Here is a 17,371-nt window from a genome sequence, read left to right on the forward strand (position 1 = left end):
CCGAGAGCATTGCAGAATAGGGTCATGAGTCACGATGCACAACTGTCCGAAGAGTCTGGGATCCCTGGAGGACGTCGGGCTGATCTGGTCCCTACGGGTCGCTTGCATCCGGATCGGTTTGAGGATTTCACTGAGGATCTTCTTGTAGCCACCATGTCCGTAGCTGAGCCCGCTCGACGTGTGAAGCGTGTCCAGCGATGGGGCCGCCGCGGCGATAAGCAGCATGGCATCGATTTCGAGGGAACCTGGTCAGACGGCGTCAGCGTTGCCTGGCAGTGCAAACGCCTCGACGATCTGACAGCCGCCAATGTTCGCAATTTCGTGAAGGACTGCACTTTCGTCGCTGACGAGTACTACATCGTGTACTCCGGCGAGGCGTCATCAGCAGCTCGGCAAGAAGTGAAGAAGTACAAGGGCTGGGACATCATCGATCAACGCGGCCTGACCCAGATGCTGAAAAGCCTCCCACTTCAGAGGCAGCGTCAGATCCTCGACGCGTTCTGGGGTAAGAGGTTCCGCCGCCACTTCGTTCAAATCCCTGGGGTGGATTCCTTTCTCGGTATCACGGAAGTCTCAGAGCGGAGGCGTACTGGTGAAAACCTTCTGAACGACCTCGGACCCGCCGTCGGCCGTGAATCAGAGAAGACGCAGCTCTCCACGGCGCTGGATAGGTCCGCCGATTGGCCCCGCGTCGTTATCGTCAATGGGATTGGCGGTATCGGCAAGACCCGACTCATGATCGACTGCCTTGAGACCTTCCAGGCAGCCCATCCCACGGTCCAGGTGCTCTGGCTCTCCCCCGGACATGGCCTCGACAAAGATGCAATCGATCTGCTGCCTCTGGCACCGGCGGTCATCGTGGTCGATGACGTTCACAGAAGCCCAGCGGACTTCGCGATCCTACTCAACTACGCGGCAGAGAATGCTGGAACACAACTCGTACTCGGCGTCAGGGGTCTGGAAGCACGAGCCATTCGCATCGAGGTGATCACGATCGGCTTCCGCCAGGAGCAGATCTGTGAAATCACCGTCGGAAGACTCACCCTGCCTGAAGGTCGCGAGCTGGTGGCTTCCCTCGCTGACGGGCTTTCCCTCGATTTTTCCCTCTCTGAAGCCCTCGCTCGACAGGCACGGGATACGCCGTTTGTGGCTGTCCTGACACTGAACATGATCAAAGGTGGCCAGCTGATGGGTCCGCTGTCTCTCGACCGCGACCTGCGCGAGCAGGTCATGGCACGCTATGGGGACATTCTGACCGGAGGCATTGACGCTGTGGGGCCCGAACCCCTCGAACTAGTGCTCGCCACCCTGTCGGCGCTTGGCACGGTCAACGCTGACGACGAAGAGATAAGGTCCAGAATCTTCAAGCTGGCGGGCATCTCCCGGCGCGATTACCTTCGGCTCCGCGAACAACTTCGTCACCGCGGCATCGTCATTGAACAGAACGGCAGGGCGCGGGTCATGCCTGAGCTGTTCGCTGATCAGGTACTGGAACGTGCTGCCTCGATTGACGGGGTTGATACGGGATTCGTCGAGGAGCTCTGGAACGCCCTCAGTGATGTGGCCAGCGAGGACCTTTTCACCTCTATCGGCAGCCTCCAGTGGCGACTTTCCCACCACAGCGGCCCACACGTCATGGATCCGATCTGGGCAAGCGTCGTAACCAGCATTGATCACGGAGGATATGGAGACCTCTATTCGCTGGCCGGCCATCTCGGGTTGCTCCCACTCACCCAACCGGCGAAGACGCTAGAGCTACTCGGCAGGATCCGGCACCGGCTGGATGAACTCGACGGTCTTGAACCAGGTCAACGACCTGCGCATCTGTCTGGCGACGCTGCGATGGAAGCCTTGTTCGGAACGGGCGAAATCGATCGGACCTCGGTGGAACGAAGGCTGGCCGTCCCGTACGGAGCCTGTGCCGCCAACAGTGCTGAAGGGCTCGAAACAGCGCTGGATGCTCTTTGGGAGCTCGGCCGCCAAGACTCGCGCCCCGTCGACTCGGCACTTGATCACCCCCTGAGAATAATCATCGATCAGCTCTGCCAGATCAATCGGCTTCCCGATCCGTCCTACCCGGAGCGCATCATCGCCAAAGCCGGGCAGTGGCTCGCGACAATGGAACCACAAGATGCTGTCACGCCGCTGACGGTACTCGAGTCGTTCCTTGCCAAAGAAGGAACCACCACCGAGATGCAGGATCCTCGTGCCATTTCACTGGGCCAGTTCCAGGTCAATCCGACGTGGGCTCGACCGCATCGGGATGCCGTCCGGGCCTTGTGCGTGAATTATGCCGACGACGGGAACCTGTCGCTCACCGCTGAAATCGTCAGGCTCCTCGAAGATGCCGTCCGCCCACCCCAGGGTTACTTCGGAGCGAACGTTCCTGATGAACAGCGCAATGCCTGGGCGGATGACGATCTCCAGACCATCGCAGCCTTGCGAACCATCGCCGAATCCACCACGAAGCCCGCCATACGGAGAACAGTGAGCCGCGCCGCCGAAATCCCAGCCGGCTACTCCACCTCGCCAGATGTGATGCACGCAGCCCTTTCACTCCTTCATCAACTCGACCAACGCGAGGACGACGACCTCAGCGATCACCTGCTCGGCGGCGGACGATTGATCGAGGTCGACCCTCAGCGAGGGAAAGATGCGCCAACGCTTAACGGGTGCGTTGAGAAAGTTGCTGCCGGATCGAACCACTCCGCAGAAGGTGAGGCCGAATTCAGCAACCAAATAGAAGCACACGAGCACCGATCCCACCAGAGACTCCTCCGACTTGCCGAGTCACTCTGGGGGCCCCAGGCCGATACGAAAGCAAGCGTAGACCGACTCGACGCGGAACTGAGGGAAGCCCTCCTAACGTCAAAGGGCACACCCAGCCACCAGATCATCACCCTTCTACAACTCACCGCCAGCGAGCATACTGAACGCTTACCAGACATCGTCGCGGCCATCATCGAACTCTCCGACGGCCCACTCGATGCCGGCCTGCCGATCCTCCTGGAATGTCTCCATGCCTCGGACAAGGCCTTGATCGACCACATCGTTGCTGGGACAGCCGCCCAGCGTGAAGGTGTCCGGTGGGCTATCGGACGGGCTGCCGGATTCTTCGCATGGTCAAACCTGGGGACCCCCTACATAGAGGCGATCACCGATGGAGTGAAGGACCCTTCGGACCGTGTTCGGCAAGCATTCCTCACGGCCTTGCCCTTTGTTGAGGATCCAATCACCGTTTCCAAGACCTTGATCACCGGGAAGGCAACGGACAACACCATCTACGACATCCTCCGTATTCCAGTGGGAAGCTCTGGCAAGGACTGGTACCGGAAACTCAACCATGACCAAGCGGCTGCAGTACTGGACCTTCTAGCCACCATCCAGGTCGCTACATGGGAGGCCGATAAGCCGATCAAAGACATGGCAACGGCGCATCCGCGTCTGGTCCTCGACCGAACGACCGGAATCCACTCCCTCCGTCATCTTCTGCGGAGCGCCGAGGATCACAGCCTTCGCACAGCCTTTTCCGGGAATCCTCACGAGGTCGCGGCCTGGATCCTTGACGGATGCGAGAGCGACGATCCCGGACAGGTCGCATCAGTATTGACCAAAGTGGTAGGAGACCGGCTTCCTCGAGGCGTCACCGACGGGCTGAGCGACGCCGTCGGGGATCTTGGCGAGCAACAACTTGCAAACCTCCTCGGAATTCTGGCTACTGTGAACGCGTGGGCTGCCCATCACATCGAGCTGGCGCGTCGGCTCATCGAGCACGGTCGCACCTTCGGAGAAGATCTCCGCATGAACACCCTGAACCGGGTCTCACAGAATCTCACTCCACACTTCTGGAGCGGAAACGACGCTGGGTCGCCCGAGCTCCAATCCGCACTGGCTGCACTCGATCGTGCCCTGGAGTCCGAAACGAATGAAGAACTTCGCCGAGCCGAAGCAGAAGCCCGACAAGTTCTTCTGGACAAAATCAACGAGCCTGTACCCGACTACCTGGACGAGTTTTGACCGTCGGAACCGAGTTTCTGTTGACGGCCGAGCTTGCTATAGGAAGTCCCCTGCCGGCAAATCCGTCGACCAGCACCGCCCGCTTTCGGCAGCAAAGCTGTCTGTCATCGTTGCGAACCTGATGACGTACTGCTCAAGGATCCCGTGCTTGTAGACCGACTGGCGCTTCCGGCCCTCCAGCAGTCCAGCCGCGGTTCCCGTTGCAAACCGGATGCGGCCTGTGACGTACAAGGAATCAACAGCATCGCGGTAACCACGCGGATAATGCAGCCTTCGTTCCCGTCGGCGGCAAACGCGATGGCGATGTCAGCAAAATGAAGCCACCAACGTTACTAATGAGGTGGGTCATACCGTGCCACAAAGACGTCCACAGATCGGCCGAACCCGCGTGATTCCGGGGGTTCTGGTACCCACCTCCTAACTCAACATTGATGCCACGCAGCTCCCGCGGTGGTTCCGCTTAAGGTAGTGGGTTGGGTTCCAACAGGAATCGTTCATCCGCTGAGTACGCCTCTTGCTCGGGTGATGCCGTCTAGAAGCCCGCGGTGAGCCCTCAGCGCCTAAGCAGGTCAAAGTAGGCCGCGCCCGGATTCCAGCTCACTGGATGCAACAGCGTCCCTACCGCCGGGTTGAGAGCACTCCACATCATGCCGTCGCCGGCGTAGATGCCGACGTGGCCCCAGTTGTCGGGTCCTGTGGGATTCTGAACCACCAAATCTCCTGGTTGGGGATCCTCCGTTCGAACACCAACCCGCCACTGTTCTACCCGCGGCAGTTCAATGCCGGCTTGCCTGTAGATCCACTGCACGAAACCGGAGCAATCCCAGGCTTTGAAGGCAGTGCCGCCCCACACATACCGCCCTCCCAAGCCTTGCTGCGTGAACTTCAGAATGTCCTGCCGCAGCTGGCTCAGGTTGCCCGAAGAGCCAGCAGACGGTGGCGCTGGCGAAGAAGTCGAACAGGATGCCGGAGCAGTCCCACCCTCGAGTGCAGCAACGATTGCCGTAGCGGCCGGCTCCCACCGCGCGTACAGCTCTGGGAAGGCAGATATTTGGACCGCTTGGGCAGCCAGACCTTTGTCCATGACTTGCCAACCCGGAATGTCCAGCAGCCCTCGAGGACTGCCTCGATTGGGGCCCGACGGCCCTCCGTAAAACGCACGCGCGTTGTATGAGGCGTCCATCAGCTGCTCAACCGTCCCCCAGCCCGCCGCCGGCCGCTGTTGGGCGGACCCGATCGAATCATGATCCCGTCCAACACCGTCATTCGGAAAGTTAAGGGACGCCGGCACACTGGTGTTCGCCAACATGCGGAGACTCGACTCCTGCAGCGCCATCATGATGGCAATGATCTGCCCCGCGCGGGGTAGTCCAAGCTGCTTCCCAACCGCGATGTACGTCCGTGCCACGCTCTCCTGCCGCGGCGACAGTTCGTATAGCAGGCGCCCCGCGTTCCTGACTTCCAAACCAGCACCAGTCGCGTCAGACACAGTGGTCGCCGCGGTGTTCGGGGACGAGCAGGCAACTGCGGATTGGCCAGCATTGCTGGCAACCACGGCCACGCCGCCCGCGAACGCCACCGCGCCAACAAGCACGACGACCGCAGCGGCTCCCGATACAACCCTCAGCAGTGCCCGTCGCCTCACAATGCCTGCAACGACTGCCAGAGCAGCCACTAGTAGACGATCCGTTCGGTGGTCGCGTAGAAGGCAACCATTCCGCAGCGCCCAGACGGAGCCGTGACGGCCGGCGGACAGTTGACCATCACCGTGACTGGTGCCTCATAAGCGTTTCTGCCAGTGTCTGACTCGTCCACAACCTTCACCGTCACCGTGCACACGTGAAGGCCTTCCCAGGGGGCTGGATACTCCTGCACTTTGGCCAACTCAAGGTCACAGCGCGGGGACTCTGCCGTGCCGCCTCGGCGAGCCGACTGACCTGCCAAGGTTGAGAACGTCCCCGCAGTGACGCCGGTACCCTCAAACTCGCGGACCAGCACGGACAAGGGATTGGAACCATCCGGGAGCAGCGTCCACCAGGACCGCACCCGGGCATAGATATCGGAGTACGACGACGACCGGCTGTCCCACGTGTAGATCCCCTTCGCTGCCGCTACGGCGAGCGCCCGATAATCGCGGGTGCGCGGCAAACCTTCACCCGCGTCCTCGGACGGTGCCTCCGCCTCACGTGGAGCCGCGAGCATCTCGTCTGGGACTGACGCGGTGACAGACGGTGTCGCCGCGGGAGGCGCGCTTTTCGCCGGCGTTGGCGCCGCGCCCCTGGGAGGACCATCCGTTGGCCACAACAGGAAAACGGAACCGATCACCAGCAGGGCCACCACCCCTGCAAGGAACCACCGCTGGCGCCCAGCTTCACGGAATCGATTCATCACCCAGCTCCGATACCCATTCGCCATGACCTATACAGCCGGTCGGCTGACTTCGTGCTGGAGCACCCGCCACGCTGCTCGGTACAACTGCCGGGCAAAGCCGATATTCACAGCGATGTACCGTTCAGTGACGCCGAGCTCGCCAGCCAGAGCCGCCATCTGCACGGATCTTTCGGGTCCGCGCAGTCCCGGGCGCACTATCTTTTCCGCGACACTCCGGAGGACGTTTGTCGGCAGGCAACTGGCAGCGCACCGGCAGAGATCGTCGACGCCCAGTCCCGGCTCGGGGTGGCAGTTCAATGCCGTGTTGATTGTCTTGGCCGTCTGCCTAACAACAGTGACGGCGTGCCATCGACGCCGGTCCTGCGGAGACGGAGGTCCGTAGCGCCGCGGCCCCGAGAGGCTGGCCACGGCAAGCTTCCAAGTGTCCTCGCTGACGCTGCGTTGGACCATGCCAAGCATGGCTTGCGCCCAGGCTTGATCAACATAGTTCTCGGCGCCGTCCCTTGCCGCTCCGGAGCCAATGACAGCCAGAAGCTCAGGCGAGCTATCCGTCGTCGTGAAGTCAACAAGCAAGGGTAAAGTCTGGTGGCTCAGCTCGCGACGCACGTAGGCAGCGCAGATCTTATTGCAAACTCCTTGGACCCAGGCTTCAAAGGGAATGCCCGGCAACTCCTTGTAGCGCCCCCTCGAAACTCCGCCCCAAACGGCGACCCGGATGTCCTGCATAACGTCATCCACATCGCAGGATCGCCCGATTCGAGACAAGCGGGACACAACGTATCGATGCACGCCATCAACAGCGACCATGATCTGGTCGATCGGGATGACAGGCTCCCCCGCTGCAGGCGGCCTTCGCAGCGAGACATCTACATCAAACAGAGTGTCTGATGCCTTTGTAGATTCAAACGCCTTGGCTTCAATTTCCATGGCTTCACCGCTTTGACTGTTCAGATCGAGTAGTTCGCAGAGTCGCCGCATCGGCCACTCCAGTTAGTGGATGCGGAGATCCAACAACGATCAGCAGAAGCTATAGGAATTATTGTCAAAGATAATTAAAGTATCGTCAAGAGTCCCGTTCTTACTTTTTGTGCCAGCTTCAGGAAGAATGGCCGTATGCCGAGAATTACGCAGCCACACGACGCCGCCTGGTCGGCCGACGTCGAGGCTGCCGTGGCCACCTTCGGCAACAGATCGCGGAACGAGATCCTTCGATTTCTCTCTGCCAACGGGCCGGCGACGCGCGGCGACATCGTGAGCGCCGTCAGCGCGGGCGAGCCCAGCGTGGCCAAGCATCTGGCAGGGCTGGAAGAGGCAGGCGTGGTGATTGTCGACGTCGAACATGGACGCCGGCACGGACGCTCCCCTCGGTATTCCGCGGACCCTGTCCGGATCAAGGAGCTGCTCGACGCTCACCTGAAGTACCTGCTGGAGAAGTAGCTGGGGTGCCTCCCGTAACCGGGCAAAGGGCCCCTACTTTGTGTTATCCGATTCCTCGACCGCGTCGGGGTGCAAAGTGGCCGCGGCCCGCTCCCCCTCCGGCCGTCGGCTGATGTCCCTGTTCAAGTACTCGGTGATTGCCTGAAGCGTCTCCGGCGATACGTCCCCCAGCGTGCGGGCGGCAAATGTCTTCACCCTCGCCGCACGGAGAGACTTGACGAACTCAAGCTGGGAATCGATGCGCTGGGGCAGATCTGAGTCATCATCGTTCAGAAGATAGGCAGGATCCACATTGAATATCTCGCACAGAGCACCCAGCAGGGCGGGGTCGCTCACCAGCCGGCCCGTGCCGTCCTTCATGTAGAACCAGCGGGCCCTGGAAAGCTTGATACCCTTCTCCGCCAGCTTGTCCTGGACTTCTCGGAACGTGACAGGTTGGCCCCGCTCGGCAACAACAACGTCGAGAAGCAGGTTTAGCCGGCGGGCGAGTTCGGCCTGGGGAGATGGCTCCGAGCTCTTGGCATGCGTTTCGTCGCCGGACATCATCCACCTCCCGCCTGGCTTGGCCCTCGTCAAACAGCCACCAATTGTTGCCCAGTATTCCGCTGGCCGACTTCACTAGCAACATCTGCCAGCTATTGCTTCCATCCGTATACGGATGAGCGTATCGTTCTGCTGTAGACCCGTCTACAGCGGGCCCAAAGAGCTTCCTCATCACCGGGTTGTGGTCTCATGGCGAACATCTTGATGAACCGGACGCGAAGCCGCCTCATTCGCATCTTGATCACCTGTGGCCCGGCGACGAGCAACGAACTCTCTGCAGCCCTGGACATCGCCGTCACGTCCGTCCGCAGGCACCTGACCTTGCTGTCGGAGGCGGGCATGATCATTGCCGGGTCGGGAACTTACAAGGCCCAACCGGACGAGATTGCAAGGCAGCTCGGTGATCTGGCGGCCGCGTTTCAGTCACCGGGCAGCGACTTCAGAAACCGGGCAACGGACGACTCCCACTTCTCGGTGTCGCCGTTCCACTCCAGCGAGTGCCCGGGCACGTCGAACCGAACGAGCTGAACGAGGTCGGGCCGCAGCTCCGCGAATCGCTCTGAGGCCTCAACAGGCGTCGATTTATCCCCGCTTCCGTGCAGTATGAGCGTCGGCGTCCTGAGCTCAGCAGCGCGGCTCACCCAATCCAGTTGAGCTAGGTCGATGGGTTGCTCGAGGCCTGCAACCCAGCGGCCTGCCGTCCCGCCCAACATACTTAGCCCCAGCCTGGCCACCGGCTCGGGCAAGCCACTTGCGCTCCCGTTTGTGATCAGGGTCTTTGCCCAGTCCAGGACGGGGGCCACGAGTACCATGCCGATGATCCGCTCTGAATGGGCTGAGAGGTTCGCCGCGCGCAGAGCCATGGAACCGCCGAGGGACCAGCCAAAGAGGACGAGCCGCTCAGCGCCCTTCTCGACGGCGAATTGGATGGCGGCGTCGACGTCCAACCATTCGTTCTGGCCCAGAGAGTAGCGGGAATCGTTCGACGGCGGCGCTTCGCCGTCGTTGCGAAATGACACGACCAGTGACGTGAGGCCAAGTTTGCTGGCGATGGGCACACCCCGCAGGGCGCCGGCGCGCTTTCCACCCATTCCGTGTGCGTGAATCGCCCAGGTGGAAGACATTGGACCATCCGTTGCGGGATCGAACCTCCATGCGGGAGCCATCCCGCCGTCGACCTGGATTTTCACGTCGTCGAAGGGCAAACCCAATTGCTCCGGTTTCGAGTAGGCGTAGCCGCTCCAGATGCCGGCCTTGGCAGCACCCAGATCGCCGGCGTCGACGCGCTCGACGAGCCGCGTCACTGTTCCCGCTTGGGCGTTCTCGCCGACGACGCTCCCGACGCAAGCGTGGCCCTTACCGCTGGCGAACCACAGGCTGTACCAGCCCGCTGCCCTTGTTAGAGGTGAGGCGGGAAGTTCAATCCTCAGTGTTTCGTCTTCACCCTTGAAAACCCGATGGATGGCAAGATCCTCCCGTCGGGTCGTCGTCGGCATGACCACCCGGCGGGCAAAGTAGGCGGCGGCGAGGCATGTCGTGGAAGCTGTCGCCAAGACTGCAAGGGTCAGAAAGCCGAGAAGTCTATGAGCCTTCATCGTCACGCCTGACACGCGTGTTAATGACATCCCTAAGCCTGGCCAGCGTTTCCGGGGACAACTCCTGGAGCTGGCGGGCTGCGAAATTCCTGACTCGAGCCTCACGCATCGACTTCAGGAGGTCCAGCTGGGCTTCCACCATCTCGGGGACTTCTGTGGAGTCGTCAAGAAGGTACCGGCGGTCGACGCCGAAGAATATTGCGAGGTTTTGCAGCAGTTCATCGTCCGTGGCCAGGGATCCGTCACCGCTTCGCATGTAGGCCCACCGGGAGCGCGACAGAGGTGTACCCAGAGCAGACATGTTCTCGCTGATCTCCCGGTAGGACGGCGGCTTCGCTCCTTGAGATTCATACAAATCCAGCAACAGGTTGATCTTGCGGGCGAGCCTTGCCTGCGGCGACTCCGGGGGTTCGGCTGCATTATCTGTCACTCCCGTGCCTCCTCTCCCGTCGCGCCAGGCTTCCTTGACCACTCGGCACGCCATGATGGGATGCGAGGTAGTCCTCGGCTTGTGTCAGTGCTTTGAAATCAGCTTCATCCAGCAACTTAGCAGCGTCTGGGTTCATCAACAGAGAATCCTGAATCTCAACGAGCATCCTGTGAAGTCGTCGAGTCCCCGCATCGTCCCGTTCGATGACCTCGGCAGGCGCCGCCAGGCGCTCGTCCCTGCGGGCCGCGGTCGCCTTTTCCCATGTAGACGTGAGGCCATCCAATAGCCAGGCTTGGGTCTTCAATTGTGTTCGTCGAGCAACCCGGCGGGCGACTGGTGGCAGGGCCAACCCGGCACACAGGAACACCATCGCTCCAACAAAACTGGCGTCGTAGACGGCAGCCAACTTCTCCATCGTTGACAGATCTCCGAGAAGATGGGCGACATCCATCCCAAGGACCGCAACCACAACCACCAAAGCCAGGGAGCACCCAACGCCGATAAGCGTGAAGGCGACACGGAAGTAGGATGCCGCCATCCGCCGTCGAAATCTGAAGCATACGTAACCCGTGACGCTGACGACCACCCCGATGTAGACGAACTGAACGGCGGAATAGAGAGCGGCAGCAGGCTGATCCCCATAATCCAGCATGAACCTCGTTGATGAAACGGGTGCTTCGATGAAGAGGAAGGCGAGGACCAGTCCCGCGGAGACCACCCCCAGGAAGAGGAGACCACGGCGGTCCCTGCGCACGGGCGCATCGTTGAGTTCTGCCGCCCGGAGGATTGCCTGCGAAAGGAAGTAGATTCCCACGACCATCAAAATGTTCGCGCAAAGATCCAGGAGATTGCGTCCTCCGATGGCTTGATCGCCGGCGCGATAGATCGCATCGATATTCAAAGAAAGCGCTGTTGCGATTGCCACGGCGGCGACAAGAATGCAGTGGTCTTTTCTGGTGCGCGCGCCCGGCAGAAGACAGAGGACGAGCCCCCAGATGACCGAGGCCGCCACTGCCTGGATCACCCGAAAACCTGCTCGAATGATCTCGGTTCCAACGTGCTTTCACGGATTGCGCTGGCAAGTAGATCCGCGAGAGTCTCGGCGGCGGCCTCCAGGTCGTCGACGAAGCTGCTTCGGGCCAGAGCCCGTGACACCAGTTCGCCGTCGAGGTTCGGGAAGAGACTGGCCGCGTATTCCGAGGAAATGCCCAACTCATCGTGGCGCAGGATCATGTGTCCAAGCTCGTGAAGGATGAACTGTTGCCTGTGTAGGGCAGAATCTGTAACGGCGTGGAGGATGATCTCACGCGAGTCGGTTGACAGCCATAGGCCACATACCGATGTGCCGTTGAGGATTGTCGTGGCTTCAATTTCTATACGACGCCGACGGCGGGCTGCCACTATGGCGATTAGGCCAGACAGGGTCAGACGGCTCGGTAGACGCAGCGCGTGAAACGCGTCCGCCGCAATCTGTGCCGGATCCCGTGCTTCCGATGTTTGCTGGTCCATACCGCCCCCTCCTTGCAGCGGACAGCAAGCGCGACTGTCAGCAAGATCAGTCGCGAGCGGCGTAAGCGCCGCACTCTTCATTGAACGCCTCCGCTCTGGACATGTCCAGAGCCCGGTGGGGGCTCCTACCCACGCTAGTCGAGTATCTTGGCTCATCTTGGGCCGAAGTAGACGACGGCCCAGGCCATGACAGACTTTGGTTCTCTTTCCCCTAGGACAGTCTGAGTTCCCTATTACCGAATGAGAGTGACGATGCAAACCGACTCCTTTGCCGACTTGCGTGCCGAGATTGTGACCCTACGGCGTTCAGCTCCGCTGCCGGACAGCCAGGAGTAGTTTCAGGAGGTATTCTTCCGGTGCTGTTCGGCAGGAGGAGCCGGGAGCGCACCCTTCCAACGACTGCGCCTATGCGCTTGATACTTTCACGCGGATGGAAGTGCATTCATTTTTAGAGCGACATCGGTTCGAGGGCGCCCACGTAGCTCCTCAGGGTTTGCTGCGGGTACGTACGATGGCTGAGCCACGGAAAGTCCCCCGTGACCCGCCAACCGTCAAAAGCAAGCCGCTCCTCATATTGGCCCGCAATCTGTTGGACATGGAGATTGCGGTGGCTTTCCTGCAGTTGCTGCAGGCGCCGTACGGCTTCCTGATCGTGTGCCACATCGGGATCGGCTGAATAGACGATGTCAATCTTGACCCGCCTCTTGAGCCCGTTATCGACGAGTCGGCAGAAGTGTTCGTCCACAACGGCCTTAGATAGTCGAACGGAAGCGATTTTCACAAAGGCCTTTGATGTGGATAGTGCTCTTTGAAGCAGTTCGTGGTGCTGGAAATCACGAACTTCCCTTGCCGATCGTTCCTCCGTCTCTTGGCCAGTAAAAATAGGATGCTCCTCGTCCAATGGCTCCCGGGGTGATCCGTCAATATGGGGTACCGCTCGCGTTTCCAGACAAATATCGACCACGTCCTGGGCATTCCATTTGGCCAACGCCAAGTCCTGTCGTTGGCTTAGCTCACCTTCAATTACCAGCGCTAAAGAAGTATCTTCGTTCGTGTCACCTCGAAAGACGAGCAGGTCTGCGGGTAAGCACTTGTAACTGCTGAAGCGTGTGCTCCTGACCTCGAGAACGGTGAGCTCTTTACGACCCTTAAATTTAAGAACATTGTTTAACGCCGCTGGTGTTATTTCATCACGGCCCAGGACACCTTTACGTGAGTATGGTAGGACAGTCCGTGAGTCTGAAACCGCATCAGACCTTGACATCAGGCTAGCCCGAGGGTAGTCGACAACAACCCATGAAAGGCGGTCGAAGGTAACAGGGAACTCCCAAAGAACTGGCTTCAACTCCACAAGGTCTTGGACGAGCTTGTCACCCATTGGCGTAAGTTCAAAACTGTTGGTATGCGGGGAGTACAGCAGTGTGCCGTCCGCGACTTGGCTCAACGTGACGTTTGATACGAGCTCTTCATTCAGTCCGCATAGGTCGGCAATTTGAGGAATAGTCTCCAAGCCTGCATCTATCATCCGCAGAACGAACTCTTCTAATAAGTCCAGCGGCTTCTTTTCCTGTGCTACTACATCGACGTTGACCACCGTGACCGGTAGAGCCACGCGCACAATACCGACCAACCGCATACCGGGCCTGCTGTGCGCGTATTTCTTCCAGAGCCGATAGTCGTCACTGTACATCTGCAAGACGGACCTCACAGTCTTCGGGGTGGGTGAGCATATATGACAGTACGTCCTTTAGGGCTCCAGGCTTTCTGGACGAAAAGTGCGCGTCACCTATGACCGTGAGCCCGTAGCGGGCTCTCGAGAGAGCCACGTTTATTCTGCGCCAATATGGTTCTCCGAGAAATCCCATGCGGCCAAAGGCGTTGCTTCTCGTCACTGTGAAGATCGCAATGTCAGACTCCCGCCCTTGGACGGCGTCGACGGTCTCCACAGATGCGCTGATGTGTTGCAATGTTGCTCCAGCTAAACGGCGACTGAGCTCATCGACCTGGCTTCGGTATGGTGCTATTAGCAATACGTCGACTGTTTTCTTTGAAGATTCCGGCTTAATCAGTCCACGGTCCACCGCCCGATCAATTTCCTGAAGCCGCCGGATGGCAAGTCGCGCCTCGTGTCTGTTGGCGTAACTACCCCCATCTTCCTCAGCGTTCTCGCGTCTGGCGTTACTCTTGGACGTATCGAGCCATAGGACAGGCCTGCCAAGGTGTTCGTAACCTCGCAACCCTTCCGTTACAGGTGACCTTAGGTCTCCGTCGTAGAAGCACTCAGAAATCAGGTTCCCGATGGGAGCAATCATTCTGTACTGATCGGCTAAGGCAAATTGGGCTACGTCTGGCAGGTGATCGGTTAGCCGCTGAAACAACGTTTCGCGAACGAAGTCCGGAGTCAGGTCGTATTCTGCCATCAGGTCCGTCCTCCGAAGAAGGTCCTCGTCGAGAGGGGGTAATTGTCGTGTATCACCGACCAAAATTGAACGGCGAGAACGGGACAACGGAACCAAGGCTTCGGTGGCAGTGGCTTTTGAAGCTTCGTCCAAGATGCAAAGGTCGATGTCCAGATCCCTCATGGCAGGATTGCCAATGAACCCAAGACAAGTTCCTGCCACAACCCTACTGGTCTCGAGGAAAATCTTGCTTAGAGCTCTGTCTGAGGCGAAACGCTGCAACCATTCGGACTGTAACTTGAGGAACTGGAGAAGGTCACCCGCCTCGGGAGCTTGTTCCAGGATCAATGCGACTGCAGTTTCCAATTCGGGCAGTTTGGGTCTCACGGACACTTCGATCAGGCCGCCAAGCTTCTCCGAAACCAGGGCGAGCAGATCCGATTCTTGATCGGCAAGCTTCTCAAGCCGGGGTTGTAACCGTGCAGCTTCCTCCTCAAAACCAAGACGTGCGTTCAGGTCGGATGTGTGAGTTTCCACTGCAGGAATGCTGTCCAAGTATTCTCGCAGCGTCTGCTGTTCCCTGGATAATTCAATTAGTTCCTGCAGATGGATTGCGGCCTCGAGATGATCCCTATCCATCCCCTTGGCCGAAGCCAGATTCTCCATGTGAGAGAGTGCCTTCTGCCTGACCTTAGATGACCATTTCTCCATCTGTTGGTCGAGCAAAAGGGGCAGGGAGCCATCCGAGATGCGCGAGCTTCCCGGCTGGCCAAGTCTAACGATCCCTGGAACGCCAGCTTCTTCCAATCGCTGAAGAGCATTATCAACGGCGACGTGAGTTTGGCTTACAATCAGGACCCTAGAGTCAGGATTGGCTTTAGTGAATTGAACCACCAGCTCGGCAATGAACCTGGTCTTGCCGGTCCCGGGAGGTCCTTTAACGACCATAAGGTCTTGCACTCCCAAGCCCGCCTCCACTGCACGGCGCTTGTCGTCGTCGAGATCTTCATGCCAAGAAGTCACGATGATTGGGGAGGGCGACCGGGATATCGAAGGGTCGGCCAGCACGTCTATTAGGGCCACTGATTCGACGTCTCTTCGCTTCACTCTGTTTAGAGCATCCTGTTGTCGCTGGAAGGCGACCTGGGATCTACCCAGGTGAGGCTTGAGAGTACCCGTGACGGGGAGTTCCCGGGGGCTTTTCCCTACGACCTCCAAGGTAATGTCACGTCCATGCTGATTCGTGACTTCACCGACACAGACGAAGCTTCGGGAGAGGGACCAAACTTGCCACTCTGTCCCCATGAGGTCTTCCTCAGACTCATGCGCCAACGTGAGCCATAGACTCCGCCCGCTCGATCGAGCGTTCGAATACGTCAGGGCTGACTTGTCTCCTCTAGCGACGTCCTCGCGTGCCCTAAGCACTTGTTCCCATCCACGAATGAGGTCAGAGCTCTTAGTTTCCATAGGATCGCGGCCATCCGTGATCTCGGTGTCGTGGAACTCGTCGAGAAGTTCCAGTAGCGTCCCTTGCGCGAGTTGCTCATCACGAGATGAAAATGCGCGCCGATGGGTCCAGTAGTAGAGGTGCCCGATTGGTAAAGACCTGCGCTTCAGACGATCGAGGTCTTCATCGCCCAATCGTCTGGCGCCGATGACGACCATTTCCCCAGCATCCTCCGGAACGATGGTATAGCGGTACGAGCGTCCAGCGACGACGATCTTCTTACGATCCCGGGTGCCTGATTTCTCATCGATTCTGAACGAAGCGAAGACTTCCTCGTTGAGGTCGTCAGCTGCGACTCTATTCGCCGTAAAAGGCCCTCCTAGGTTTGTCTCGGCTGTGGTCGTCAAGCGAAGGAGCAATGGCATGCGACTCCTGCCCGCAAGCGGCTGCGAATCTCTAATAGCGATGAGCCCCTGATGCAGGGCTGCGCCATGCTCGGGGCGTTCACCCGGATCGATAGCGACGCTTTTTTGAAGGAGTGCGCGTAGGGCCTCCGGAATATCCAACTCATGAAGCGTGGTGTGGACATGAGAGAGATCTTGAAGCTTTTCCTTTGTCAGAAACTGAGTGATTAGGACCCCAAGCGAAAAAATATCTCTAACATATTTCTTCGTATCGGATCTCTCGGGCGGCGAGTAAACTGGGGACCCGAAGCTCTGAACTGTGCGCGTATCCTCACGCTCCATAAGCTTGCTGATGCCAAAGTCAGCCAACAAGAGATGGCCAGTGTCAGATATAAGCACATTCTCGGGCTTTACATCACGATGAACGGCCCCTCGTAAATGCATGTGTGAGAGTGCAGAAGCGATGGGGACAGCTATTTCTTCGATAGTTTCGTGCCATGGGCGGCCGTACCCCTCCCGAAAAAGATCCAAAAGCGACCTTTCAGCCCACTCCATGATCAGAAACGGCTGCTGGCCATCGTCCTCAAAACCGTGTTCAATGACTTTGACGATATTCGGATGGTCGCAAGCTGAGAGCGTCTCCACCTCGCGCTTATAAAAGTTCAGTTCAAAGTCACTTCGAAGACTAGATATCAGCTTGATGGCAACAAAGCGGCCAGTGGCTAATTCCATGGCTTTCCGGACTATCGCCTGACCTCCGGAACGGGACTTTTCGGGAAGGAATACGTACTTACCATCCAAAAAGGTTTCCACTTGATGCATCTGCTACTTCCCCATTTGTAGTGCCCAAACCTCCACTAGAATACAGTGGAGTGTGACGCGTCAAGGCGAAGACACCGATACCTCAGATTTCATTTAATGGGCTGTCCGCAGAGTTGGCGTTTTGTTGCCCTACATCTTTAAGCTGCGTACGAGCATGTCTCGTTACCGCCCGCCCGGCGGTAACTTGCTTCCGGGCTTCCTAGTCCCCCGGCGCGGTCATCGGGAGGACACGGAACGGCCACCGCGGCTGCCACGGAGACACAGTTATCTGCCGCCCCGGCATCATGATTGCCGGCTGAGCCGTCGGCTCCAACAGGCGTACTGAATCAGTGACCCAGCAATTCTGGGTCGGCCGCTTATAAGGCGCGGAGTTCACC

General features: G+C 59.0%; 13 protein-coding genes. 3 read left to right on the forward strand and 10 right to left on the reverse strand.

What is annotated here, in order from left to right; all coding sequences use genetic code 11:
- Nucleotides 1-24 precede the first annotated feature (24 nt).
- Nucleotides 25-4,017, forward strand: coding sequence for a hypothetical protein (locus PV768_RS18645; protein ID WP_421093821.1), 3,993 nt, complete (start codon nt 25-27; stop codon nt 4,015-4,017).
- Nucleotides 4,018-4,570: 553 nt separating this feature from the next.
- On the opposite strand, the gene PV768_RS18650 is transcribed toward PV768_RS18645, so the two are convergent.
- Genes PV768_RS18650 through PV768_RS18660 form a run of 3 tightly spaced genes read right to left on the reverse strand, consistent with a single transcriptional unit; the run spans nt 4,571 to nt 7,335 of the window.
- Nucleotides 4,571-5,692 (reverse strand): C40 family peptidase, encoded by a 1,122-nt coding sequence (locus tag PV768_RS18650; protein WP_421093822.1) that lies wholly within the window; start codon nt 5,690-5,692, stop codon nt 4,571-4,573.
- The gene (locus PV768_RS18655) at nt 5,692-6,405 is read right to left on the reverse strand and encodes a hypothetical protein (RefSeq protein WP_421093823.1); all 714 of its coding nucleotides are present in this window, start codon (nt 6,403-6,405) and stop codon (nt 5,692-5,694) included. Before PV768_RS18655 ends, PV768_RS18650 begins: the two co-directional genes overlap by 1 nt.
- A gap of 30 nt (nt 6,406-6,435) precedes the next feature.
- On the reverse strand, nt 6,436-7,335 hold the full coding sequence (locus tag PV768_RS18660) for a hypothetical protein (protein ID WP_421093824.1): 900 nt from the start codon (nt 7,333-7,335) through the stop codon (nt 6,436-6,438).
- Nucleotides 7,336-7,521: 186 nt separating this feature from the next.
- Between PV768_RS18660 and PV768_RS18665 the strand changes: the two genes are divergently transcribed.
- On the forward strand, nt 7,522-7,845 hold the full coding sequence (locus PV768_RS18665; RefSeq protein WP_421093825.1) for an ArsR/SmtB family transcription factor: 324 nt from the start codon (nt 7,522-7,524) through the stop codon (nt 7,843-7,845).
- 33 nt (nt 7,846-7,878) lie between these two features.
- On the opposite strand, the gene PV768_RS18670 is transcribed toward PV768_RS18665, so the two are convergent.
- Entirely contained in the window at nt 7,879-8,391 is a 513-nt protein-coding gene (locus PV768_RS18670) for a hypothetical protein (protein WP_421093826.1), read from the reverse strand.
- A gap of 201 nt (nt 8,392-8,592) precedes the next feature.
- Here PV768_RS18670 and PV768_RS18675 point away from each other — a divergent pair, with 201 nt between their 5' ends.
- Nucleotides 8,593-8,916: a helix-turn-helix domain-containing protein gene (locus tag PV768_RS18675; protein WP_421093848.1), complete on the forward strand. Its 324-nt coding sequence runs from the start codon at nt 8,593-8,595 to the stop codon at nt 8,914-8,916.
- On the opposite strand, the gene PV768_RS18680 is transcribed toward PV768_RS18675, so the two are convergent.
- The 6 genes from PV768_RS18680 to PV768_RS18705 all read right to left on the reverse strand — a co-directional run bounded on the left by PV768_RS18680 (nt 8,808) and on the right by PV768_RS18705 (nt 16,985).
- Nucleotides 8,808-9,983, reverse strand: a complete 1,176-nt coding sequence (locus tag PV768_RS18680; protein WP_421093849.1) for an alpha/beta hydrolase family protein — start codon at nt 9,981-9,983, stop codon at nt 8,808-8,810. The genes PV768_RS18675 and PV768_RS18680 overlap by 109 nt on opposite strands.
- On the reverse strand, nt 9,970-10,413 hold the full coding sequence (locus tag PV768_RS18685) for a hypothetical protein (protein ID WP_421093827.1): 444 nt from the start codon (nt 10,411-10,413) through the stop codon (nt 9,970-9,972). Before PV768_RS18685 ends, PV768_RS18680 begins: the two co-directional genes overlap by 14 nt.
- A complete protein-coding gene (locus PV768_RS18690) occupies nt 10,403-11,437 on the reverse strand; it encodes a hypothetical protein (RefSeq protein WP_421093828.1) in 1,035 nt (344 codons plus the stop codon). The genes PV768_RS18685 and PV768_RS18690 overlap by 11 nt, the downstream gene beginning before the upstream one ends.
- Complete coding sequence (locus PV768_RS18695; protein WP_421093829.1) at nt 11,434-11,922, reverse strand: hypothetical protein; 489 nt, start codon at nt 11,920-11,922, stop codon at nt 11,434-11,436. Before PV768_RS18695 ends, PV768_RS18690 begins: the two co-directional genes overlap by 4 nt.
- A 448-nt stretch (nt 11,923-12,370) precedes the next feature.
- Nucleotides 12,371-13,612, reverse strand: coding sequence for a hypothetical protein (locus tag PV768_RS18700; protein ID WP_421093830.1), 1,242 nt, complete (start codon nt 13,610-13,612; stop codon nt 12,371-12,373).
- A complete protein-coding gene (locus tag PV768_RS18705) occupies nt 13,602-16,985 on the reverse strand; it encodes an AAA domain-containing protein (protein ID WP_421093831.1) in 3,384 nt (1,127 codons plus the stop codon). The genes PV768_RS18700 and PV768_RS18705 overlap by 11 nt, the downstream gene beginning before the upstream one ends.
- Nucleotides 16,986-17,371: the final 386 nt, after the last annotated feature.

This window comes from Pseudarthrobacter sp. CC4, from assembly GCF_048957775.1.
Taxonomy (GTDB): Bacteria; Actinomycetota; Actinomycetes; order Actinomycetales; family Micrococcaceae; genus Arthrobacter.